The sequence below is a fragment of the Pedobacter sp. T50_32 genome (genome assembly GCF_057652195.1).
Map to the genome: position 1 here is coordinate 98317 of NZ_JBYFBY010000007.1, position 23378 is coordinate 121694.

At 38.9% G+C, this 23378-nt stretch carries 29 protein-coding genes and 1 pseudogene; 15 read left to right on the top strand and 15 right to left on the bottom strand.

All coding sequences use genetic code 11. The annotated features are described in order from the left end of the window. Positions 1-10: 10 nt before the first annotated feature. The 8 genes from traK to AC23ME_RS18430 all read left to right on the top strand — a co-directional run bounded on the left by traK (position 11) and on the right by AC23ME_RS18430 (position 5078). A complete protein-coding gene (traK, locus tag AC23ME_RS18395; protein ID WP_013632616.1) occupies positions 11-634 on the top strand; it encodes a conjugative transposon protein TraK in 624 nt (207 codons plus the stop codon). Between the two features lie 12 nt (positions 635-646). Beyond that, on the top strand, positions 647-1075 hold the full coding sequence (locus AC23ME_RS18400) for a hypothetical protein (RefSeq protein WP_013632615.1): 429 nt from the start codon (positions 647-649) through the stop codon (positions 1073-1075). A 39-nt stretch (positions 1076-1114) separates the two neighbouring features. Continuing rightward, positions 1115-1378: a nitrogen regulatory IIA protein gene (locus AC23ME_RS18405; protein ID WP_487729211.1), complete on the top strand. Its 264-nt coding sequence runs from the start codon at positions 1115-1117 to the stop codon at positions 1376-1378. Continuing rightward, positions 1365-2705: a conjugative transposon protein TraM gene (gene traM, locus AC23ME_RS18410; RefSeq protein WP_487729212.1), complete on the top strand. Its 1341-nt coding sequence runs from the start codon at positions 1365-1367 to the stop codon at positions 2703-2705. The genes AC23ME_RS18405 and traM overlap by 14 nt, the downstream gene beginning before the upstream one ends. Positions 2706-2729: 24 nt before the next feature. Further along, positions 2730-3623 (top strand): conjugative transposon protein TraN, encoded by an 894-nt coding sequence (gene traN, locus AC23ME_RS18415; RefSeq protein ID WP_487729213.1) that lies wholly within the window; start codon positions 2730-2732, stop codon positions 3621-3623. Positions 3624-3643: 20 nt separating this feature from the next. Then, positions 3644-4204 carry a conjugal transfer protein TraO gene (locus AC23ME_RS18420; protein ID WP_487729214.1) on the top strand — a complete coding sequence of 187 codons (561 nt, stop codon included), beginning with the start codon at positions 3644-3646 and terminating at the stop codon, positions 4202-4204. Positions 4205-4216: 12 nt separating this feature from the next. Further along, the gene (locus AC23ME_RS18425; protein ID WP_487729215.1) at positions 4217-4666 is read left to right on the top strand and encodes a DUF3872 domain-containing protein; all 450 of its coding nucleotides are present in this window, start codon (positions 4217-4219) and stop codon (positions 4664-4666) included. A gap of 130 nt (positions 4667-4796) precedes the next feature. Further along, the gene (locus tag AC23ME_RS18430; RefSeq protein ID WP_487729216.1) at positions 4797-5078 is read left to right on the top strand and encodes a molybdenum ABC transporter permease; all 282 of its coding nucleotides are present in this window, start codon (positions 4797-4799) and stop codon (positions 5076-5078) included. Positions 5079-5141: 63 nt separating this feature from the next. Here the strand turns inward: AC23ME_RS18430 and AC23ME_RS18435 are convergent, their stop codons facing one another. Together AC23ME_RS18435 and AC23ME_RS18440 are read right to left on the bottom strand one after the other, a co-directional pair. Then, positions 5142-7793, bottom strand: coding sequence for a hypothetical protein (locus AC23ME_RS18435; RefSeq protein ID WP_487729217.1), 2652 nt, complete (start codon positions 7791-7793; stop codon positions 5142-5144). Then, the gene (locus AC23ME_RS18440; RefSeq protein WP_487729218.1) at positions 7793-9394 is read right to left on the bottom strand and encodes a hypothetical protein; all 1602 of its coding nucleotides are present in this window, start codon (positions 9392-9394) and stop codon (positions 7793-7795) included. The genes AC23ME_RS18435 and AC23ME_RS18440 overlap by 1 nt, the downstream gene beginning before the upstream one ends. Before the next feature lie 174 nt (positions 9395-9568). On the opposite strand from AC23ME_RS18440, the gene AC23ME_RS18445 reads away from it, so the two are divergent. From AC23ME_RS18445 to AC23ME_RS18455, 3 genes are all read left to right on the top strand, one after another. Beyond that, entirely contained in the window at positions 9569-9880 is a 312-nt protein-coding gene (locus AC23ME_RS18445) for a helix-turn-helix domain-containing protein (RefSeq protein ID WP_487729219.1), read from the top strand. 85 nt (positions 9881-9965) lie between these two features. Then, entirely contained in the window at positions 9966-10154 is a 189-nt protein-coding gene (locus tag AC23ME_RS18450; RefSeq protein ID WP_487729283.1) for a helix-turn-helix domain-containing protein, read from the top strand. Positions 10155-10431: 277 nt separating this feature from the next. Next, positions 10432-10830: a response regulator gene (locus AC23ME_RS18455; protein ID WP_487729220.1), complete on the top strand. Its 399-nt coding sequence runs from the start codon at positions 10432-10434 to the stop codon at positions 10828-10830. 29 nt (positions 10831-10859) lie between these two features. On the opposite strand, the gene AC23ME_RS18460 is transcribed toward AC23ME_RS18455, so the two are convergent. The 13 genes and pseudogenes from AC23ME_RS18460 to AC23ME_RS18520 form a co-directional block, all read right to left on the bottom strand. Next, positions 10860-11849 carry a hypothetical protein gene (locus AC23ME_RS18460; RefSeq protein WP_487729221.1) on the bottom strand — a complete coding sequence of 330 codons (990 nt, stop codon included), beginning with the start codon at positions 11847-11849 and terminating at the stop codon, positions 10860-10862. Between the two features lie 19 nt (positions 11850-11868). After that, positions 11869-12957, bottom strand: a complete 1089-nt coding sequence (locus AC23ME_RS18465) for a hypothetical protein (RefSeq protein WP_487729222.1) — start codon at positions 12955-12957, stop codon at positions 11869-11871. A gap of 20 nt (positions 12958-12977) precedes the next feature. Beyond that, positions 12978-13607 (bottom strand): hypothetical protein, encoded by a 630-nt coding sequence (locus AC23ME_RS18470; RefSeq protein WP_487729223.1) that lies wholly within the window; start codon positions 13605-13607, stop codon positions 12978-12980. Positions 13608-13982: 375 nt separating this feature from the next. After that, entirely contained in the window at positions 13983-14789 is an 807-nt protein-coding gene (locus AC23ME_RS18475) for a PRTRC system ThiF family protein (protein ID WP_487729224.1), read from the bottom strand. Next, a complete protein-coding gene (locus tag AC23ME_RS18480) occupies positions 14789-15502 on the bottom strand; it encodes a PRTRC system protein B (RefSeq protein WP_487729225.1) in 714 nt (237 codons plus the stop codon). Before AC23ME_RS18480 ends, AC23ME_RS18475 begins: the two co-directional genes overlap by 1 nt. A 12-nt stretch (positions 15503-15514) precedes the next feature. Next, positions 15515-16669: a hypothetical protein gene (locus tag AC23ME_RS18485; RefSeq protein ID WP_487729226.1), complete on the bottom strand. Its 1155-nt coding sequence runs from the start codon at positions 16667-16669 to the stop codon at positions 15515-15517. 17 nt (positions 16670-16686) lie between these two features. After that, positions 16687-16905, bottom strand: a complete 219-nt coding sequence (locus AC23ME_RS18490; protein ID WP_487729227.1) for a PRTRC system protein C — start codon at positions 16903-16905, stop codon at positions 16687-16689. Positions 16906-16923: 18 nt separating this feature from the next. Beyond that, entirely contained in the window at positions 16924-17463 is a 540-nt protein-coding gene (locus AC23ME_RS18495; RefSeq protein ID WP_487729228.1) for a PRTRC system protein E, read from the bottom strand. A gap of 12 nt (positions 17464-17475) precedes the next feature. Further along, positions 17476-17685: a hypothetical protein gene (locus tag AC23ME_RS18500; RefSeq protein ID WP_487729229.1), complete on the bottom strand. Its 210-nt coding sequence runs from the start codon at positions 17683-17685 to the stop codon at positions 17476-17478. Then, on the bottom strand, positions 17682-17885 hold the full coding sequence (locus AC23ME_RS18505) for a DNA-binding protein (RefSeq protein ID WP_487729230.1): 204 nt from the start codon (positions 17883-17885) through the stop codon (positions 17682-17684). The genes AC23ME_RS18500 and AC23ME_RS18505 overlap by 4 nt, the downstream gene beginning before the upstream one ends. A 45-nt stretch (positions 17886-17930) precedes the next feature. Beyond that, entirely contained in the window at positions 17931-19004 is a 1074-nt protein-coding gene (locus AC23ME_RS18510) for a DUF932 domain-containing protein (RefSeq protein ID WP_487729231.1), read from the bottom strand. 45 nt (positions 19005-19049) lie between these two features. After that, positions 19050-19442, bottom strand: a complete 393-nt coding sequence (locus AC23ME_RS18515; protein WP_487729232.1) for a single-stranded DNA-binding protein — start codon at positions 19440-19442, stop codon at positions 19050-19052. 672 nt (positions 19443-20114) lie between these two features. Next, positions 20115-20378 (bottom strand): annotated as a pseudogene (locus AC23ME_RS18520) (tyrosine-type recombinase/integrase); the annotation flags it as partial. Between the two features lie 86 nt (positions 20379-20464). On the opposite strand from AC23ME_RS18520, the gene AC23ME_RS18525 reads away from it, so the two are divergent. The 4 genes from AC23ME_RS18525 (at position 20465) to AC23ME_RS18540 (ending at position 23324) form a co-directional block, all read left to right on the top strand. Continuing rightward, the gene (locus tag AC23ME_RS18525) at positions 20465-20719 is read left to right on the top strand and encodes a hypothetical protein (protein ID WP_487729233.1); all 255 of its coding nucleotides are present in this window, start codon (positions 20465-20467) and stop codon (positions 20717-20719) included. Positions 20720-20948: 229 nt separating this feature from the next. Then, positions 20949-21905, top strand: a complete 957-nt coding sequence (locus tag AC23ME_RS18530; RefSeq protein WP_487729234.1) for a heme-binding domain-containing protein — start codon at positions 20949-20951, stop codon at positions 21903-21905. A gap of 2 nt (positions 21906-21907) precedes the next feature. Continuing rightward, the gene (locus tag AC23ME_RS18535; protein ID WP_487729235.1) at positions 21908-22408 is read left to right on the top strand and encodes a hypothetical protein; all 501 of its coding nucleotides are present in this window, start codon (positions 21908-21910) and stop codon (positions 22406-22408) included. A 25-nt stretch (positions 22409-22433) separates the two neighbouring features. Then, entirely contained in the window at positions 22434-23324 is an 891-nt protein-coding gene (locus AC23ME_RS18540) for a hypothetical protein (protein ID WP_487729236.1), read from the top strand. Positions 23325-23378: the final 54 nt, after the last annotated feature.

Genomic DNA, 23378 nt, shown 5'->3' on the forward strand with positions numbered 1-23378 from the left:
ATTCTAAAAAATGGAATTTAAAACGCTAAGAAATATCGAAAACAGCTTTAGGCAGATAAGATTATATGCCATTGTGTTTGCGGTTCTCTGCATTAGCGTGGTAGGTTACACCGTATGGCGTTCCTACCGCTTTGCAGAAGAACAACGCCAAAAAATCTATGTACTGGATAACGGCAAATCCCTGATGCTTGCCTTATCGCAGGATGCGAGCATCAACCGCCCGGTTGAGGCAAGGGAACACGTAAGGAGATTTCACGAACTGTTCTTTACGCTTGCGCCCGACAAGAACGCTATTGAAAGCAATATGAGCAGGGCGTTCAACCTTGCCGATAAAAGTGCTTTTGATTACTACAAAGACTTGTCGGAAAAGGGCTATTACAGCCGTATCATTTCGGGGAACGTGCAGCAACGCATCGAGGTGGATAGTGTCTTGTGCAATTTCGACAACTACCCTTATGCAGTGCGTACTTATGCCAAACAGTTCATTATCCGGTCAAGCAACGTAACCAGGCGTAACCTGATTACTTCCTGCTATCTCGTCAACTCCGTTCGTTCCGACAATAATCCGCAGGGCTTCAATATTGAAAAATTTGCAGTCGTGGAAAATAAGGATATAGAGGTCATCGAACGCTAAAAAAACAATCTTATGGAAGCATTATCAGATTTAAGCACGTTCGCAAAAATCCTTACCGACAAAGGATATAACGGGTATTTCCATACGCAGGGAGCGTATGCCGGAAAGCTGAAAGACAGCATCAGCGAATACCTCGAAAGCTGCCAAAAAGGTGCAGACAGTTTGCCTAAGCAGGACTTACTGCTGACAGGCTACCTACAATGGTCGGGCGATGACAAGCCCTGTGTAGAATGCAATATGTGGGTAAAATACCTGAATGGAAAATTCTCTCTTAGCCGAATGGAAATAGCCAAGAAAGACGGCTTTGGGCAATTACTCAAAAAAACGGAACTGGCAAACCTGTCCGTAATGTCCGCACCCAAATTAACGGAAGCGGTCGCACTGGTTAACGATGCGCCGAAGCAACAGGCGGGTAAAAGTCCTAAGCGTTTCAAGCTGTAACACAGAAATAGTAAGGCTATGAAAAAATTAAGAGCAAATATGGACAGATACTTTGACAAGTTGGACGAACGTTGGCGGGCGTTGCCCTTGCGCAAACAGCACCGATATACGCTGTACTTCTTTGTGGGTTATCTGCTGCTTACCGTAGCGGTCATTGGCAAAGTGATGTACGATACCTCAAAGTCCGGTAACGGTATGGTCATAGAGCATATCGAGAACCCTGTCCTTAAAAGTAAAAATCCTGCAAGGTTGCAGGATAGTGTATCAACAATTTTAAAAAATCAGATTTATGAAAGAAAATGAAAAAAGGGTCAGCTTTCTCGTTGAGGGAGAAGACCAAAACGGAGCATCAAATCTGCCGGATAATAAAAAGAGCAATAAGGATAAGCTCAAAAAGCCAATCATATTCCTTTTGATGGGCGTGGTATTTCTCGGCTGTATGTACCTCATATTTAAACCGTCGAAAGATAAAAAAGCGGTTGAAAATATCGGGTTGAACGATGCTGTACCGCAGGCTACCGGAGCAGGGATGCCCGATGATAAAAGCAAGGCGTATGAGCAGGAAATGCTCGAACGCAAAGAGCAGGAAAAGCGGAATGCGCTAACCACGCTTTCTGATTATTGGAATACTGAAGACAGTGCATCTGCTGACAATGAAGAAAACTTACCTGAAGAAGATGAAGAAAGCAACGGCTTTGGCGGTGGTGGCAGAAATTCGGGACGAAACGGAAATTCTGCATTGAACAGCTACCGTAATGCACAAAGCACACTGGGTTCATTTTATAATAATGACAATGCTGAAACAATGGAACTCCGTAAGCAAGTGGACGAACTGAAAGCAAAGTTGTCGGAAAAAGATGTGCCACCTGTGGCCACCGTTGACGACCAACTCAAATTAATGGAGAAATCCTATGAAATGGCAGCAAAGTATCTTCCCCAAAATGCCAATACCGGAAACGCTGCTCCTGCCATCGGTGCAACTCCTGCTGCTGCGGGTGCTAACCAAAAAGAGCAATTTGTATCGTTCACACCAACAAGAAAGAACATTGTATCAGCCTTGTACCGTGAACCGTCGGACAGTGCCTTTGCAGCCGATTGGAGCCAAACAAAAAACAGGGGGTTCTATACCGCAGGTTCTACTGAAGAGGTGGTACAGCCTAAAAACAGTATCAAAGCCTGTGTACACGAAGCCCAAACGGTAGTTGGCGAAACGGGTGTGCGTTTACGCCTGTTAGAGCCTGCCAAAACCCCGCAACGTACCATTCCCAAAGGAACAATTGTAACGGCTAATGCAAAATTTCAGAATGGCAGGCTACAATTAAAAGTTACCTCCGTAGAACTGGAGGGCAACATCATCCAGGTAGATATAACCATTTACGATTTGGACGGGCAGCAAGGCTTGTACGTTCCGTATTCGCCGGAAATGAATGCACTTACCGAAATGGCGGGCAATATGAGCCAGACAGGGGGAACAAGCGTAATGCTCACGCAGAATGCCGGACAGCAGGTAGCGGCTGATTTAAGCCGTGGCGTGGTACAGGGTATTTCGGGCTATTTCGCCAAGAAAGTTAGAACGCCAAAGGTTACACTTAAAGCGGGCTATCAGGTCTTTCTTGTATCTAAAAAATAATGTTGAACTCAAATAAATAAAACAATGAAAAATCATTTAAAAACCTTTTGGGCTTTTGCCCTGATACTCGGCTTTGCCGTAACCTCTTACGCACAGGACACCATCAGAACGCCGCTTGCCCTGGGCAAGATAGAACCGTACCGTATGGAGGTTACCTACGATAAAACGTCGCATCTTATTTTCCCGACTACCATCCGTTACGTGGACTTAGGTAGCGAATACCTGATTGCAGGTAAAGCCGAAGATGCAGAAAACGTATTGCGTGTAAAAGCATCTGTAAGAGATTTTGAGCCGGAAACGAATTTTTCGGTTATTACGAATGACGGGCGTTTCTATAGCTTCAACGTGTATTACAGTTCCTACCCGAAGGCAATGAGCTATGACCTACTTACGATGCAAAAGGCAGTGGACAAAGCCAACGGTAACGATGTGCTTTTTGAGGAACTGGGCAACAATTCGCCCTCACTGGCAGGTTTGCTATTGGAAACCATTTACAAGAAAGATAAACCCATTATAAAGCATATTGGGGCTAAGAGCTTCGGCATACAGTTTATCCTGAAAGGGATATACATATACAACGGTAAATACTACTTCCATACGGAATTGAGAAATCGTACCAATGTGCCTTTTGAGGTTGATTTCATCAACTTCAAAGTCGTGGATAAAAAGGTAGCGAAACGCACTGTAGTACAGGAACGTCCTTTAACGCCGTTGAGAACTTATAAGCCATTGGATGGCATTGGCGGAAAATCAACCGGACAAAACGTGTTCCTGTTAGACCAGTTTACCATTGCTGATGACAAGGTGCTGCTGATTGAGATTTTCGAGAAGAACGGCGGTAGGCATCAAACATTGCAGGTTGAAAATTCTGATTTAATCAAAGCCCGTTTGATTGACGATATGCACCTGAAATTTTAATAACCCTTTAAAGCAAGAATATGAAAAAGTATATCTATACCGTACTGCTTGTCCTGTTAGGCATCACGGCTGCACAGGCGCAAAGGATGCTGCCAAAGCAGAAAGGATTGGAAATAAGTGCAGGTGTATTGTCTGATGATAAGATTGGCGATGATTACTACATCAGCGCAGCAATGACGGTAAACGGTAAGAACGGCAACTATCAGCTTTGGGCGTTAGAATATACCCACCAGTACCACGAGTATAAAGACCTACGCATACCGCAGGAAACCTATTCCGCAGAGGGCGGTTACAGCTTCTTTTTGTTGGGCGATGCCCGGAAGAACATCACGTTGAATTTTGCTGCAACGGGCGTGGTCGGTTACGAAACCATCAACCGGGGTGAAGCGATGTTATATGACGGTGCGAAGCTATTGAGCGAGGATAATTTTATCTATGGAGCAGGCGGTCGCCTCACTTTTGAAACGTACCTGTCTGACCGTTTTGTAATAGTCCTGCAAGGGCGTACAAAAATCCTTTGGGGTACGGATTTACAACAGTTCCGACCATCGGCAGGTGTGGGATTAAGGTTTAACTTCTAAAACACAAAAACGATGATAGCAATATTTAATAAATTCAGAATAGGGTTACTCCCATTATATGTATTCCTGACAATCCTCACAGCTTCGGTTTTCCTGGTATCTTGTAGCAAAGATGATGACCTCGAAATACAGAACAATTTTCCTTTCGAGGTCAAGGTAATGCCAGTGCCTAAAGATGTTGTCAATGGGCAGACCGTAGAAATACGTATTACCATACAGCGTACAGGCAATTACAGCAACACGCAGTATTTTCTCCGTTACTTTCAGTTTGATGGTCAGGGAACGCTGCAATACTACAATGAACCGCCTTATCAGCCCAATGACCTATATCAATTGCCAACGGAGCAGTTCCGGTTGTATTACACTTCAACATCTACCGTATCACAATCTTTTGATGTTTGGATTTCGGATGGCTTTGGAAATGAAAAACAGATAACTTTCCAGTTTAATAGTAGTGATTAAAAATAACAGGTCATTTCATAAAAAAACGGCTTATCTGACAGGTAAGCCGTTTTCGTATTTAATACACATCGTTACAGATTGAAACAAATATTTTTGTAAATTCAAACAGTAGAAATAAAGTGTTTTTGTTATGCTTGCATCATTGGTTATCGGAATAATATTTTTGGTTGCAGGCTTGGGACTTCGTTATTGGATTAACCGGAGAAAGTTTTACAGGCGTAGCCCTATGGGAGCAGAAGGGTTCTCATCTTATGAAAGTTCGGTTTTCATTAAATTGATTGAAAGGGTTGGTAAATGGATAGCTTATGCGTTGATTATATTTGGGCTGTTGTCGTTATGGGTTTATTCCCGTGAAAAAACGGAAAAACAACAGCCTGACGTAACAACCAAACAACCTGCCCAACGCAGATAATTATTACAGCATAAATTTTAAAAGCAAATCGGATAACCTTTTGGGCTATCCGATTTTTTATGACTACAAATCCGTACAAATAAAAGAAGAGAGCCTTAACGGCAAATATATTTCATCTGGGCTATGTTTTATATAATCTTCTTTAACATCATCCCACATAAAGCCTGGTCTAACAAGCGTGAAGTCATTTATTTTATTTACTGATTGAACATAGCTGTAACCCCACGGAGATTTGTAAATAATTTGACCTTGAACTGCAAGTGTATCGAAGTTTTTTTCTGAAAGTTGCTTCATAACTTTTTTAAATGCTGGACAAACTTTGTAATAAAACACCATCAGATTTTGTTCAAGTCCTTTGGTTCGCTGTTTTAGGTCAGAAATTCTAAGATTGATTTTAGTTTGCAAATCATCAAAATTATTTTCAAAATCATCAATATTTTTCCACCCTAAATAATGAAGCGTGTTTAGAAGCATTGAAAAAAAGTAATGCATCTCGCCATCTTTCCAATAATTGTTTATCAGGCAAACAATCGTGTTTACAAGTGCATCGGCTTTTAATTCCTCAACTTTCTTTTTTGTATAATCAAATTCGTATTCTTTAAAGCCTGTTCTTGCCAACATTAAAAAATCGCCTATTAAGTTCAAACAACAACCTTTCACATTATTGTTGTCATAATTGTTACTAAACGGAAGATAGCTAAAGAAATGTTGCTTGTCTTGCTCGTCGTATTTTTCTGTCTTGCCTCCATATTCAAGCATTAGCTCAAGCGTTATCAAATATTTGGTTAAGTCTGTTAATGTGGGTTTATAGTTTTGAGGTCTATTGCTACCATAAAGAAGCTCTTGCTGATTATAATACAGATTATCAAAATAGCTTGTCAATTTTCTTTTTTCAGATTTTAGCAACGCAAAAGAAAGATTGCGAACTGTTTTCACTTCGTTTTCCTCATTTCCATCAATGTTACCTAAATTTTCTTCCTGTTCATCAATTCTAATATCAATCTGTCTGTTTGTGGACAGAGATTTGGAGTGAATGAATTTTAAAACATCTAAAACCCGAAGCGAAAGAGAAGAAAGCAAAAGACTTTTCTCATACGCAGAATACTCAATTGGTTTGTAAGAAGAAAGGTCATACAGCTTTTCGGGCTCGTTGTTTCCGTCTCTTTTTGCATCTGTAGTTGTACGGCTATTCAGAATACTTGCACTTTCTTCGTTTTCCGTTTCATCAATTATCGCATAATGCAACAAGTCGAGAACTTTGCTTAGTTCTCCATTTTGGATTTCGCTGTAAATCCTTTCTATGTCTTCAGTTTTAGGATTTGGATGGGTTTTGGCAAGAAGAAAATAATCAGACACCAAAAGTTTGTTTGATACAAATTCATCCTCCATATTAGCCAATTGAACGTACTGAAAACTACCTAATTCTGCATTGAGTTTTACTTTTAGTTCTTGCTCAAACTTCGAGAATGTTTGGGAATGAAAATATCGGTTCTCTTTATCAAAAAGCATAAATTTAAACGGTTCTGAGAAATTGCCATTTAAGTGAATTGTAAGCTCATCATAAATCAATTCTGCGCTAAGAAGTTGAACCTGAAATTTATTATTCTTGATTATCGTTTCATAAATGGATTTATGAGCTGTAGAAGTAAAATCTGAAAGTTGTTTTTTGTTGCCAACTTTCAATTTTATGCCTAATTTATTAAGCAAGCCACCTTTTTCAGATTGTATAAGAAGTGAAACTTCTGCATTTGCATTTTTTCCTGCTAATGCCAAGCCCTCCGGTGTTATATTGGCACTTCCGAAAAGGCAAAATTCTTTTCCATCTTTTGTTTTAAAATGGATAATCTTTCCGTGAAGTTTAGAGTTTGAATTATCAGATTTCGAATATTGAACTCTACTGATACCAGCATTGCACCAGTCGTAAAATGAAAATGTTTTACTCAAATCCATTGCCGATGGAATAAAACCACTTTCTTCTAAAACAACATTAATATCTGCTTTTGGGAAAAGATTTTTCAGCTCTTGCAGTACCTTTCCTTTGCTATCATAAAATGGAGAAATGGTAGTAATTTCAACAATTTTTTCGTTGCTAATATGTTTTAATAGCTCATTCCAAATCGAAGAGGTTTCGGAATTGAATAAAAAAGCAACTTTCTCTTTTTGTGAAGTATTTAAAAATTCAAACGGTTTTACTGCTGGTAATTCATTAAGCCATTTTGAATGTTCAATTATCCACCTTGTGGTCTTTTCATTCATCTGACCTTTAACTGTTGATGAAAGCATCGATAAATAATTCCAAGCAGATGAAAATATTGGGGCGTTCTCGGTCGAACGAATATCAAAATGATATGCTCCCCAAATTTCATCGTTGTTTCCATTTCCCGAATTGGTAAGATTTCCCGAACCAACAATTAACAGACCCTCCTTATCGCCAAATAGCATCCAAATTTTTGGATGAAATACTGATTTTTGAAAAACAGGATAAAGTGAGTAACCGGCAGTAAGTTGCATTTCTTCGCCAGTGGCTTGGCTCATCAACTCTGAATAATAGTAGCCGTCAATAAAAACATTAATGTTTCTCACACCACACGAACGCAACCATTTCATTGCTTTCATTTCAAAGTAGTAAAAGTCAAAGCTGAAAGTGGTAAGAATACAAGAATGATATCTTCTGCTTCCAATTAAAGTCAAAATATTTTCTCTTTCTAATGCCATTAGTCAACCAAAAGTTTTGTGTGAAGCGGAGACAAAACCTTTTCCTCATCGATTACCTGCAAATCAAACATTATGTTTTGCAAAGCATTCATTCTCGGCGATGTATTTCTTGGTGGAAATATATCTATAAAACGGATGTATTGTTCTTCTATAAAAAATTTATGCGTGGATTGTGAGCCATTACCCATTTTTCTAAGGGCAACCATTGTGTGTCTGTAAATTATTTTGCGTAAAATAAATTGTTCAACAAAATCTTTAAGTGTTTCTTTCTCTGCTTTATGAACTGTAAGGATTCCATCAACCATATTTCCATCTCTTTCTGTTCTCTTTCTACTCATAAATTCTTTCAAAGGATGCAATTGTTCTCTATTATTTTTGAATAGCTGAAGTAAAAGGATGAAACCGTATTTACCAGCAAGAATTGGGTCTTTGGTTTGGTCGATTGCTTTTTTCGTTTCCTCTTCGTCGTTTAATTCTGGAATAACGGACAGAATTTCTGCAACCAATGATGTTGGCTGTAATGTTTGGTTAAAATCCTTACAAATTTCTTTGGTGATACTAGCCGAAAACTTCCCGACAAAAGACGGCAAATATTGGTCTTGCTGAAAATCGTAAAGATGTTGTAGTACTGCCCAAAATATTGTTCCGCAACTGTATTGCCAATATTCATTGAGTTGATAGCAATACCAACCCATATTGGTTTCTGTTTCGGGTTGAGTGCTTGAACCTAATTTTTTATGATAGCTTTCGAGCAAAAATTTATACCAATTATAGTCATTATCGTTTTGAACCGCTGTTTTTATTAGCGATAAAATGGTTTCTCTTCTATGAAAAGTCACCAATTCTTCAACTTCTTGGCTTGGCTCATCTTTGTCAAGGAGCATTTCCATATACAATTGCCATTCGCTGCTTTCAGTTTCTATAGTCTCAATCGCAAAATATTTGATTAGTTCTGGAATATCCGATTGGTAAAGCTTTCCTTTTTTTATGTTGTTGTAGAACAGTTCTTTTATTTCAGCGGATAATAACATTTCAAAAGCGTCAGCCAATTGTTTTCCTGAAACTTTTTGTCTTGGATGTGGTTGGCTGATATTGTAAACAACATCGCCAAAATCATTAACCGCAGTAATAATCAATGAAAGAGCTTGCATAGCCCCGTAATAATATTGTCCGAAAGCACCTGACGGATATTTCCAATACACATTTTTGTCGGTACCGTCTTTATCAGCTCCCTCGGCTAAATCAAAATAATTTTCTTCAACTGTACTGAGAAGGTTTGATGCGAAGTTACTACCAGTAATTTGCTGAACTCCCTTCCGCTGGCTTTGCATTATGATGGCAATCATCAACTCAGCCCTACGAATAAATCGGTATTGTTCTTTTGAATTTCCTTGTTTCTCCGTTTTAAAGTAAAAATCTAACAACCAACAATAAAAACCGTAGTAACGCAGCCGATTAGTCAAGTTAGAAATTCCGGGCAACATCGTTGCATAAGTTGCCTCTGACGTTGTCTGAAGCCCTAATGGGTCAAGTCCTGTAATTAAATTTATTGACGCTCCCCAAAACGGATAGTTTGATTTGCCTTTTTGTAAAACTGCCATTTAAAAATTCATATTGATTTATTATTAACCTATATTTTTCAAATTTACAAAATAAACTATGCTGAAATTTATCGCGGAGCCAAACACTACCTTTCAGAGCCAAAGCCTGCAACATTTTCTAACGCTGTCATTAGCATTTATAAATTCGACTTCCATAGCAAAATTGAGCAAACAATGGAAGTAATCGCAATACAAAAATCCGCATTGGACGAAATGAAGAATGAAATGAAAGCACTTTTGGAATTGACCGAAAATGCTACGCAGAAATATACGCCCATCTTCAACGAAGAGCAATGGCTCGATAACCAGGAAGTGTGCCTGATGATGAATATTACCAAGCGGACTTTGCAGACGTATAAGGACAAAGGTTTATTACCATACTCCCGACTGAACCGCAAAAATTATTATAAACGCTCGGATGTACAGGCTTTGCTCGAAGCCGAACAGCCGGACAATACTACTGAAAATGGATTTATTCACGAATGATAGTGACGAAATCGTTGCACATCATGAAATGATAACGCAGCTACGAAATCGTATCGAACAAATATTAAAAAACTACCGTCCTGTAATGAACGGGGAAATATATCTGTCTGGCGAAGATGTTTGTAAGCTGCTCCATGTCAGCAAACGGACTTTACAGCAATATCGTGATGATAGCATACTGCCGTACGTACAAATAGCCGGTAAGATTATTTATAAGGAAAGCGATATTCTGACCATACTGGAGCGAAATTACGTTTCCGCTAAACCAAAATGATTGCAACCTTTTTTTGCCATACATGCTGTCGAAAAGGAACGAGTTTAGTATCTTTACCATCGAAAATATAAAAATACTTAAAGTGTTTTTGCTTTAAGTCCCACATTGAAAACTGGTAATTTTTAGACAACGGGACAGATAAGTAGGAACGCTCACGCTATAGGCGTGGGCGCTCGCTTATTCGTTGTCGGGTATACCAGTACCTCAATGTGCGGTAAGTGTAGTTGCCTGCGCTTTCTTTTTGTGCAGGGCTACATCAACACAAAAAAGGTATGATATGGAAACTGGTACTGCACAAAAAACAATCTCCCTGTCTTTTATTAATGATAAAAGCCCGATAACCGATAGCATCTGTAAAGATCTCGCTGCATCCGAAATGAAAGTCCTATGTCGGTCAGAAAATATTGAGGATGGACTATCTCAATTGTCTTCATTGAATAAACTTCCCAAAATCTGTATTATTGATTTGGATTTTTACGACCAAAATGTGCTGGTGCAGCTTCACAAATTAAAAACAGAATATCCTACAATAAAACTGATTGCCTATAGTGATATAGATGATGAGAAAGTTGAGAAATCTCTTTTGGATATTGGTTTTTCAAGTTATCTGCTACTTGGTAGTGATGTGGATGATTTTAAAAGAGTAATTGAAACCACTATGAATGAGGCTAGATAGGACGTTAAATCATTTCATCCTGTAACCGACTAATATTCATATAAAATGCTGACTATTTTTTCATCATTTAATACAAACCTTATCTGCTCGTATTTTTGAGTAGGGTGCATATTACCTTCTGTAGGTAGCGGAAAATATTTGACACCAATAGTCACATTTGGTAAGTTAAAACTCCAAGACGACCTAATTTTAAAATTCTTACCACACAATTGTTGTTTGGATGAGTTCAAATATTCTTTGAATTTTGAAAGACCTTCGGTTTCAAATATAGTTTTCCAGTTTTTACGTTCTTCAAAAATAATATTTTCGTAAAGATTATGCACAATACTGCTATCGTCGGAAGCGTTACAAGCATTTATAAAATCCCTGATGATTTTTCGTGGTAGTTTCTGAATTTTTCTATTTTCCTTATTTTTATTTTTAATGTAAGTGCTAAAATCCTTACCTACTAATTCAGACAACTTATAGTATCCTGAATGAAAGGCTTCTAAAGGAGATTTATACAATCTATCTTTAAAAAATGCTGCTTCTTTAGCTTCATCGGTTTCAAAACAATCCAGAAGTAAAAAACCTTTTTCTTCAGTAGCGCTGTTAATACCATTCACAATATTTACAAAGTAGTACTGCTCTTTATCTTCAAACAGGACTTTTATTTTAGGGTTGAATTTTTCAGATTTATTTGCCGATGCCTTTACAAGATATTTAGTTTCATCTAAAGGGTTTTCAATCCTTCTTCCCCAACCATCAGTTGATAATTCTGATTGGAATCGGGAAATCTGAACTCGTATTTCTTTACGTCCTTTTTCAAGGTCAGTAGTAAATTCATATCCAGGAAAAGAATTGAGAATGGCAGTGTCTAATTCCCATTCCTCATAATCACTTGTAAAATCTATTTGATAGCTAAATTCATATTCCCGAATGTAAACCGGAAATTGGAACTTGTTCCCTATAATTGTTTGCTCTAATATAGTAATATCGGATTTCCTGTTTACGTTTATTGATATTTCTGTTTCTATCATTTAAATAATGTTGTTAGGTCTAACGTCTATTAAATTTTTTGTCGACATCGATAGGTATAAATTTGTTAAAAAGATACTTAGGCATATTTAATCGTGCAACAATCGGCAGGTTTTCTCCCTCTGCCGCAAGAACCCTGTCTTCAAAAGTCAGTTGGAGAATATTTGTTGCTGCAAAGATTTCCTTTGAAATTTTCTTTTTAGCAAACGGATTGTGGAAAATAAAAAGGCCATCGGAGAGCTCTTCGGGATTATCCGGGTCTACCATCTGTGTTTTATATATTGGCGGCTCGTAATCCTGTCGGACATTCAGCACAGTATTAAGCTGCAAGCTGGATAACGATTGTGATATGGAAAGCGATGTCAACTTTCCCAGAGTAGTTGTACATGAAAATATTACTGCAGAGATATGCTCAAATGAGTTGTCATTGAACAGGCCTACGGGAATGGTTGATGTTGTATTGGGTTTTGTGATTTCCGTTACCGTACTAAAACCATTTTTTGAGGTGATAAAATACAGTCCATAGAGCAATGCGAGCAATGGGTAATAATATTCCCTGCCATAATCTATTTGCCCGTATGAACTCAGGGCAATGACAAAAGGTGTTTCCTGGTCAACCCATTCACAATTTGCGTACCCGTTTACATATTTTTTACTCTTTGAAAGTATGGCATTTGAATTTCTGACAATAGCCTCGTCCAGAAATTCATTATAGTTCTCCTGTAGGTGCGGAGGTTCCAGCATACTGAGAATATTGTCCATGTTTCTATTTTCTTCTCCCTTATCTCCCTGTCTAATATTTGATACTACCGCTTCAATATTCAGATCAATGGGTGACTTAATGATAAAATCAGGTCTGTCCTGGCTAAAGTCAATGACAAAACCGGCCTCCTTGAAGACCTTATGAAGATAGAACTCCCAAAAACTGGAGTGGAAAGTGGTCTGAAACTCCTTAACAATTTTGTTGTCTCTGTCTACAAAGCCTTCTGTCCAACTTGTCACTACCTTTCGTTCGCCATCCAAAGCAGGATTATCACGAAGAAGCTTAAATTTTCGATGCAATATATTTTCTTCTATGCCATCCAGTTTTCCGAATAGATTCAGTGTCATTATAGATTGGTGTAAGATTTTTATTTGTAAAATTTATCAAGAGTTTCTCTAATAATTGAATCTAACTGAATGAAATACTCTTTCGCTTCTTTTCTTGCCTTCAATTCTTGGAACAATCCCTGTACCCCAAGATTATATTTAGTTTCATATTCTTTAACTTCTGAGAAAGAAGATTCGCCAGATGTAGAATTAGGGTTTACTTGAAATCCTACTAATTTGTCCTCTCCGAATATTTCTTTTTTTGTTGCATGTGAATATGGATTTCTGTATTTCGTCTTAAGTTCTTTAAGAGTTTTCTTTTGCTCTTTTGTTATTAATCCGCTTGAACAACAAACATTTAGTACAGTTTCAAGGTTTTTGTCATCATATTCATCAATCACATCTTTATACATGCTTCCTAAATCAGTGTTATTCTTATCATAGCCTAATTTTAATTGAATCATTGTTTTAAAAAAATTTTCAAAAAAATGATTTGTTAGAGTTATAGCAGCCTGATTTAAGCCATATAAAATACATAAACAGATTTCTTCTCGTAGAAAATCAAATTGGCTTGACCTGTATGCATTTTCAAGTTGGAATTTTATTTCGTTATAGTTTTCGTTTATTTTATTAATAGCATTCTTTTCTGCGTTTTGCATATTATCAATCATAGGGCAATTTGTTTGGGATATTAATTGAACACAAAATATTATTGAGTGAGCTTATTGGTGTAATAATTTATATACTAAATCCAAATTTAATAAAATAAAACATTGCTTTAATAGATCTAAATCAGAACCCATCATTAAAGAGCGGCGTTCTTTTGCTTCTTTTCTTAGGTCGCCAATGTGGTAAGAAAAGAAGTTCTCTAAAACAGAGAAAGGGATAATGAATATCCCTCAAATAATGCCACAACCTGTTTGGTAAAATGTGTTGGCAGGAATGGTGCGTGGGTATCCCATTTTGGCAAAGGGGTTGCACCGCTTTGATGCAAAAAGACTGCCCCGCATCGGGAGGGAGTGTCTTTTTGCCGCCCGATTTTCCAATCAGGCGACTTTTATAGGGTGGGTACGGAAATCCTTCAGGTTGTGAAAAAATCCCCTGTATGGTGTCAATCCGTTACGGAACAAACCCCATAACAGGGAGCAACCCATCTGCACCAAAGATGAATTGATAAACAAATCCTGCTTTTCTAACGCTTCAGCAAGGGAACAGCTTGGTGTATCGTCTTCCAGTTCGGACTGTTTGAGCAACTCGCCAAATTCATCCGTAATCATTGGCAAGCTTGCCACCGTTTCGTATTTCTCGGACTTGGGTTGCTGTATAGTTCCTATTGTAGATAGTATAGCTTGTCCTGTATGTTGGCTGTTGCCAAAATCCAGCCAATAGCGTGGGCAGTTGGAATAGGCTTTGCCGTTATTCAATCCGTTTAATATGTCCGCAATCTCAAACCTTGCTTGTACGCTGTCCACACAAGAAATATAAATACTTGCTCCTGCGTTTTCGGGCAACCTGTCCTTACTGTCTTTTTCAAATTTTCTTGCTTCGGCTTTCCAGTTCGTACCTGCCCAACGGTTGATACGGTTGATAATGGCAACGGACTTGTACAACCCGACCTCACATTCAGCGAAACGCTGTCTGCCTAAATTGGCTTGGGTAATAACATCGTCATCCCAAAGACGTACAAATAATCCTGCGTGTCCTAACTCGATTAGGCTATGGTTCATTTCAAGCAAAGCGGTCATTACTTTTGAGCCTGTGCCACCTGCCCCGATTACGTTTACCGTTATCGGGTTGGTTGGATTTATCAAATAGCTGTCCGTAAAATGGACTTTTAAAATTTCTGTGTTCATTACAATATCGTTTTTATAGTCTTGTTTGTCTTTTTCAATACATCTTTAGGAAATGCTTTACCTGTGCTGATAAGGTCTTTCCAAAGGCTCACACAATTCCCTTTTATGGGGTTGTGTTCGTTTACCAAGTGGCTGAAATAGCTATTAAAAAAATAGCTTTGCCACGCCTGTATAAATTCTTCTACCGAAGCCGAATTTTTGATGTTCACATCTACATTCCCCATACATACGTGTCCGTCCTCATACACGTTGAAAAACGGCGCGTGAAACAATGGGGTTTTCTCGGAGGGTCTGCGGTCTTTTTCAAGGGCGAAAACAACTACACTCTGCTTGCTTGCATACCAAAGCATGGCAGGTACTTGTGCCGTGCCGTTTGGTATTTCAAGACTTTCCGTAAAGTACATTTTGACTTTTCGTGCTTTGGTGTACCAAAGTACCGTACCGTTTTCACTCGGATTAATGTGCAGGACGTTGGTAGGCAGAATGCCGTTAGATTTTAAAAATGCCTTGCTCTTTTCCTTTTCCGTATTAAGTGCTTTTGCCAATATTTTGGCTTCCCGTTCGGTCAAAGGATGGGCATTGATAGGATTACCGTTCTTATCCATATCAAAATGCTCTACATAGGTGGCTTTACTACTTCCTTTGGTCTGGTAGAAAACCAAAGCCGATAAGGGGTGGTAAAGTGTTCCAAAGTCTTGTGTTATATCTTTCATTACTTGCTGTATCTAATAGTTATTCAGTATGTATATCAATTCCTCAATTAAGGCAAAAACACGGTTTTCAAATTCAAGAGTATTGGCGGTAATGTCACTACCATCAAACCGTTTCACAATTGTGGGTTCTTCCATCTGTCCGTATTCCTGCAACTCGGTGTTAACGCTGTCGAAAAGTGTTTGAAACAAAATGCCTTTTGCATCGGCACAAAAGGAAACATACTTTTCCATCCCTATAATGTTTTCCATATCTTCTTCGTTATCTTCTCCGTTTGGCAGGGCATTGCGGTTTATGGTGGCAGTCGGGAATTGTCCATACAGGTCAAAGGCTTCGCTTGCCAGTTTGTAACAATCTTGGTCAAAGCTGTCTTTGATTTTAAAGGCATTTAAACGCTCTTTAAATCGGCTCAAATTCTGCCCGTTGTAAATCTTCTGCTCCATACGTTCGCCTATCTGTTCTGCTTGCCTAATCTCGTTTAAATAGGTTGGCGTGTCTTCGTTCTCATCATCGCATACAATCCACTCTGTTACCATTTCATACATCCAATACAGGTAACTGCTTTCCTGCCGATAATAGGGAACATCTGCAATGTGGTACAGGTAGGCACACACCGACTGCAATAACTGTACGGCTTGCTTACGGTTGGGGTTCTTGGATAGTCGGTACAACGGCACTACAGGAATGTAATACAGGGTCGCACCTGTACTGTACCGTTCCTCGCTAACGAAATAAGTTTTCTTACTATCCTGTATCAAACGTATTTCTTCCCAATCACGAAACTTTTTCCTTAACTGTTCTTCTGTATCATCCAAAGCCAAAGCGATATTGTAGGGATAGGCGTATTGCCTGGACTGCATAGGTTGTATGCCGTAATGTCCTGCAAGTTTGGAAAGGGACTGGTAAAAATCCCTCTCCTTTTTTTCAGATTTCTTACAAGCCTGTGCCGTTTCCGCTTCTTGCAGTTTCGGAAGGAATGAACATCTTAGAAAACCATTGGTAGCATGGCTATCGGTACGGCTTTCAATTTGTCCTTCCGTATCTCGTTTGCGTCCTTTGGTCTTTGCATCCAGTCTGCGAACTCGCCCAACTGTTTGCGCAAAGTCCGCTGTTTGGGTTGCTGTAGGGTTTTGATAGTACCCGATATGATGTTGCGTTGCATAGTTCATCGTTTTTGCTTTTTGGTTTAACCTTTGGTTCCCATTACACTCTCAAATCGGTACTGTACTGTATCGTCACGGATAACAGAGGCAGATACTTTTGCGGTGGTCAGTATCGGGTAAGAATTTGCGTAGAAATTCATCACTGCTTCCACGCTCCATTTTGGTTCGGGGTCGGTCAGTTTTATTTGCTGTCCTTTATCGCTGAGTATAAATACTCTTTCTAATTGCGTTGCTAATAACATGGTTTCTGAATTTTGGCGTTAAACAATTTGTTCCTGTTCAGCTCCGAAAAGGCTCGGTGTTGAAAATTTTGCGGATAGTTCGCCCTTGCGTTTACGTATCTCATCTGCTTTTTCGGGAAACTCTGTTATATCGGGTACTTTCATCCAAGCATCACGGAACTTGCCCTCTTTCTCCAGTTCTTCAGCCTTTGCCATTCCATCTTTGAATTTTTTGTCTTTGGCTTCCTGTTCTTTCTTCTGCTTATCTGCTTTCTCTTTCTCCATTACGGAATTTTTTTTGGCTTCCTCCAATTGTTTCATAAATGCTTCCATATCCACCATTAAGCCCGAAGCCTTTTGTATAGGCGTGGTTATCTGCTCAAAAAATCCCTCGTCAAACTCCTGCGGAGTGGCGTTAAAGGTCAAAGGGGGGATAAGGTTTTTGGCGTTATCTCCGCACCCTTCGTTATTGAGCAAAACCGATACAATAAGGTTACTGTCATTGCCTTTTACTATTGTCAGTTGCAGATTACCTGTAAAATCCAACTGTGCTATCTGATTGAAAAAATTTGCGTTCATCGTTCTTAAATTTTAATTGTCGTCTAATCTTTTTTTGATTGCTGTCAGTTTCTCGTACATATCCGTCCAGTAGGCTTTTTGCCGTTTGTCAAACTCGGAGAAACTCTTATCCTCGTGTCGGTATTCTTTATATTGCTTCGCCATTTTAATGGCTTCTTTGAGGTTTGTTACCTCAATAGGGCAACCGTTCAAATCTGTTACTTGCATAATGTTATGAGTCATTTTTCAGCGGTATAAATCCCATTTTCATAGTAGCCTATCAGCCGTTCCCAAAGCCGTATTAAGCTGTCCGTATCTACATAGAAATATTCGCTTCTACTGCAATAAATGATGTATATGGCTTCCTCCATATGCCCAGTTTCAAGGCTCTTATCTTTAGCCATATTTCTCGCTTCGTCTATTGATTTTGATTTCATCGCCATAATTTTGGTAGGCTACCACCGTTTAAGGCGGTAGCCTGTAGTTGTTTAATTAAGGTTTAGAATTTCTGGTCCGTCTGTGGCAAATGAGGCACATAGTTCAAAAGCCTTTTGGGTCTTTAAATGTGCAGTACCACCCATTACAATACTCTGCAACTTGGCTTCATCATTCTTATAGTTACGTACATTCTGATAGTAGCCTGTAACAGCGTTGTAAGCCCCGAACAATGTGCCTTTAGTGGTGTCCATTTGCTGTGTATCGCTTATCATTGCGTATGCAAAGGCATCCTCTACCGTATTTTTGAACAGCGTGGAAACTTCATCTTCCGCACCTTTTTTCAGCAAATCAAATGTTTCCTTATTCGGGCAAAGTGCCAATTGGATTAGCTTTCTTACTTCCCTGTCTGTTACTTTTACCTTAGCCCATTCATTGAAAATGCCTTCTAACTGGTTGCTTAGGGTATTTGCCAAGCCCATAACCTTGTGAGCGTTTTCCAAACGTTGTTTTGCTCCCGAAGTGTGCTTGATGCGTACAACATTGCTCATATTGCGAAGCGAAGCGTTAAGGGTATTTTGGCATACAATCCTGATAGGTGTAAATGCTGCGGTAATGCTTCCGCTACCATCGTGCGAAGTCGTGAGGAAGATATATTTCTCTGCTACGTCATCGCCATTGCCTACACGGATATAGTCAGGAAGTTTTGCGGTTATGAATATGCGTTCTCCGTTGCCTAATGCTCCTGCGGTTTCGTACAGAATACCCTCGCCACCACCAACAATGGCGTCAAAGAAATTGAACGCTTCACGGTTTTGTACAATGTGATAGTCTTTGCCCACCACACCCAATACAGCATTGTTGTCGGTTCGTATGTTGGCGAAATAGTTGGGTACTTCCAATTCGCTATTGCCTATTTCTATGCCGTTTGCAGTTTCGATTATGCCCGAACCTTTAGTAAACAGTGGGGATTTTACGACTTCGTAATCTAACCCTGCGTATTTGATAGCTTCTTCACTTGTCGGGTATTGCTCCACGATTTGCCCCAAACCGTGCCATGCTTTTTGTTGTACGCTAAAGAATGAATAACGTCCTGTTCTCTCGTTGAAATTGATATTATGTGCCATGATATTGATATTTAAAATGTTTGAAATTTGAATGAATAGTTGTTGTCAAAATGGTAGGTCATCTTCTACTGGCTGTGGCACTACCTTGTTACTTTCTACCTTTGCAGTAGCTTGTACGGTTTCTGCTCTTTTGCCACCTCCGTGCAGTTTGATGTTTGAGGTATGGAAATTCAGCCCTGCGTGTGCTTCTCCATCATTGCCAGTCCACGCCCTTGCACTTACCCTGCCTGTCAGCTCTACCAATGTGCCTTTGGTGAGTATCTTCGCTACGTTGGGGCTTATCCAGTATGAGCAGTCGAAGTAGGTTGTTTGATCTATGCGTTCGCCCTGTTTGTTACGGTAGCTGTCGTTGGTCGCTATCGAAAAGTTTACTACTTGTTTGTCCTGTGACGTTGTGCGTACTTCCGCATCCCTTGTCAGTCTTCCTGTGATGTTCATGATTTTTACTTTTTTGCGTTATGAAATTTGTTCTGATTTGATTTTTTTAGATTTATTCGGTAATGAGAGGAGGTGCTGAAGTTTCGTTTCACTCTGTTACCGTTTTCAATGCTGTATTTTTCCATTACTGACATTTTTTTTATTCGTCTAAAGAGCCGAAGTATGCTTTGTTTCGTTTCACGAGCATAAAAGGTTAGTGTTTAGCAGGAACAAGGTTTTGCCAAACAAATACGACCCGCATGGGTGGAGATTTTTTGGCAAACCCAAGGGCATGACCTTGTTCCTGGGTTAAGAACACGATCATACCTTTGCTCTTGAAATGGAACAAAAGCGGAATACTGGCTCTTGAATAAAAACTATGTGGAAGCAGGTGGAAAAGGCATTAGGAAACGGTCCTGTGTGATTACAAAATCTGCATTCAGTTGTAACAGAATTTTTTAAAGACCTTTTATTGTTTCAAAATATCGTGGCCTGGGAAGCCACGTAAACGATACTGAAAATGTAGTTGAGCAGTAGAAGGGAAGATTTTTGTATGGTTTATCAATACATCCTGTTAAAGCTCTTTTATGCCAGAGGATGTGTGCAGGAGAAATAAATGTGCTTTAAGGGTTAAGTATGGGCATAAAAAAAGCAGGACTTAATCCTGCTTCGAGTGTTAAGTAAATAATAATTTTAAACAAGAACCTCTTCTTCCATTTCAATAAATGCAGCTTCCATTCCGGCGAATTTATGTGATACTAAATCCATGTCCTTACTGATTTTCTGACTTGTGATCTTGGCATAAATCTGTGTGGTGGAAATATTTTTATGCCCCATCATTTTGCTAAGGCTTTCAAGTGTCACACCTTCAGTCAGGAACATGGTAGCAAATGTGTGACACGCAGTGTGGAAAGTTACTTTCTGTTCTGTAACAATTTTTGCTACCTCTATCAATTTCTTTACATAGCTAACGAGAGTTTTGAAAAACCGTTAAAGCAAGGAGTACGCAGAGGCCGAGCATTGGCTTAAAAAGGAAAAGTGGTATGGCACAACCTGTGATATGGAATATATTTTCCGTTTCTGGCAGCTTAATTTGGGGCATACGCCTGACTTTCGGCCCAATTACATTATACCCAATCTTAATTCCATTGTACGCTTGCCTGAGCAGTGGTGAAGGGCTGGCGGTTATACCGGATTTTCTATGTAGTAGAGAGATCGAAAACGGATTTGTAAAATTAGTTTGGAAAGGCTATAAACACCTAAAAATACGCTTTACTTCGCCAATAGAAAGAAAATAAATTATGCAGAAGAAATAGAACATATTAAAACCCTATTCCGAAAAGTAATGATATAGGTGAATTGAGTGTGTCAGTTAAAAGGGCATCAGACCTTAAATATAAAAAAGTCCATCTCCTTTAAAAAATCAAAACCTCTTTTGTCAGACTCATTGTTGAATTTGTCCGACTGGACAAATTCAACAATTGAGGTTTTTTACGAAGTTATTTTCTTTGCTAAAAATTCAATTGCATGGGCTTTACCTTAAAAAAACAAAAAATAAAATACGTACTATTAATATTGCTGGTTTGTTTTTTATTGTTTCAATTCTATAGACCAGAAATCCCTTATCAACCAATATCAAAAGGTGACATCAATGTACCTGAAGATGTTAAATCTATTCTGAAACGATCTTGCTATGATTGTCATTCCAATCAAACAGAATTAAAATGGTTTGATCAGGTTGCACCTGCATACTGGCTGGTTGAAGATCATATCAAAAAAGGGAAAGCAGGGTTGAATTTTTCCGAATGGGATCAATTGCCCGTTGCCGCCCAAAAAGCTAAACTATGGGAAGCTTTCAACCAGATCAAGCTGGGTGCCATGCCCATTAAAAGCTATGAAATGATGCACCCCGAATCTAAACTTTCAAGCAGTGATATCAATATCCTTAAGAATTATATCAGTTCATTGGCTCCTAAGCAAGTTCCTGATACGGCAAAGGTTGCTTTCTTTGAAAAACAATATAAAGAATTACAGCCTGGAAAGAAGTCACCGGACAAAGATTTACCCGTTTCCTTAAATGGCATTACATATATTCCTGACTACAAAAACTGGACACCGGTTAGTTCTACAGAACGATTTGATAACGGCACGATGCGTATTATTTATGGTAACGAAATAGCGGTAAAAGCAATTAAAGACCATAAAACCAATCCGTGGCCCAATGGAACCATTTTCGCAAAAGTTGCCTGGGATCAATTAATTGATTCTTCTGGAAATATTACTCCAGGCGCATTTAAGCAAGTTGAATATATGATTAAAGATACAAAACGCTTTGCTTCAACTAAAGGATGGGGATGGGCCCGGTTTTTATCGCCAAAACTGGAACCTTATGGAAAAAACGCAATGTTTACCACGGAATGTATTAACTGTCATCGTCCAATGAAAGATAATGATTTTGTATTCACTTCTCCAATTGCCCACTAATCATGAAAAAAATATCTTTTTACGCAATGTGCCTTTTGTTCATTATGGGGTGCAACCCTAAAAATGAATCTGAGGCTATTAATATGGAAGCTTCCCTTCCCCAAAATTTCGGATTTGAAAAGATGGGGTTAAGAGCTATCACCTCGTCAATAAACCACAATAAGAATACAATGTCGACACTGTATGGAAATAGCCAGGCTAGTGCCGACCTGGAAAATAACATAAAAACTGAAGCAGAAATTTTACAGGATTCTACAAATAGTGAAAGAGTTCTTTTACTTGTAACCTGGTTACAAAAAGACGACCCTTATTGGTATGGCGCCAAAGTCCCGGGAAAGCTGATTTCCATAGAATCCCTGAAAAGCAACCATGCACTTTCTGAACGCAAAGTTATCCTGTATCAATTATATGATGGTAAAGGCAATAAAAATGATGTAAAAGACAGCTCCATAAGAATAGAGAGCATCCTGACAATGAAACCGGCACTATTTCCTTCAAAATAATATATAAACAATCAAATTTAAAAAAATGAGAAAAGTTAAACATTTATCAAAGCTGTTTACAGCTTTCGCCACAGCTTTATTATTTATGTCTGTCACTACCGGGTGTTCCAAAGATGATGATACAGGCTCGGAACCTGCACCAAAAGAAATACAGCTGACTGCGAATGCAACCCTTGGCAACATTCTTACCGATAAGGAAGGCCGAACCTTATACTATTTTGCCAATGATGCGACATCAGCCAACAATTGTACAGGTAATTGTGAATTGGTATGGCCAGTATTCAATGTAGAAAATCTGTCGGCAGAAAAGCTGGGCTCCGGACTTGATTTGTCAGATTTTAACACTATTACTACAGGCTCAGATAAAAAACAGTTAACTTATAATGGCCGCCCGTTGTACTATTATGCACCTGCTGTAAATGGTCAAAATACCCAGGAAGCTCCGGGGCAGACTAACGGTGAAAACGTGGGAGGGGTTTGGTTTGTTGCAAAACCTGATTATACAATCATGCTGACCAACGCACAGCTTATTGGTCATGATGGAAAAAACTATACCTCAACTTACACCGAAGGTACAGGGAAGACACTGTATTTTACAGATGCAAATGGCGTGACACTTTATACGTTCAAGAACGACAAACAGAACAAGAATAATTTTACGGCTGCCGATTTCTCTAACAATGGCGTTTGGCCCATTTATGAAACAGATAAAATAGTGGTACCTTCTTCTTTGGATAAATCTCTTTTTGGGTCAATAACCGTGTTTGGAAGAAAGCAGCTCAGTTACAAAGGATGGCCGCTTTATCATTTTGGACAGGATAATATGGTAATGGGTTCCAATAAAGGTGTGTCTTTTCCAATGCCTGGTGGTATATGGCCGGTACCTGTTAAGGATATGCCAGTAGCAACACCTTAATGAGTGCATCGTTATATTTCCAAGCGAATAAAACAACAGAATTAGCAGGTCGTT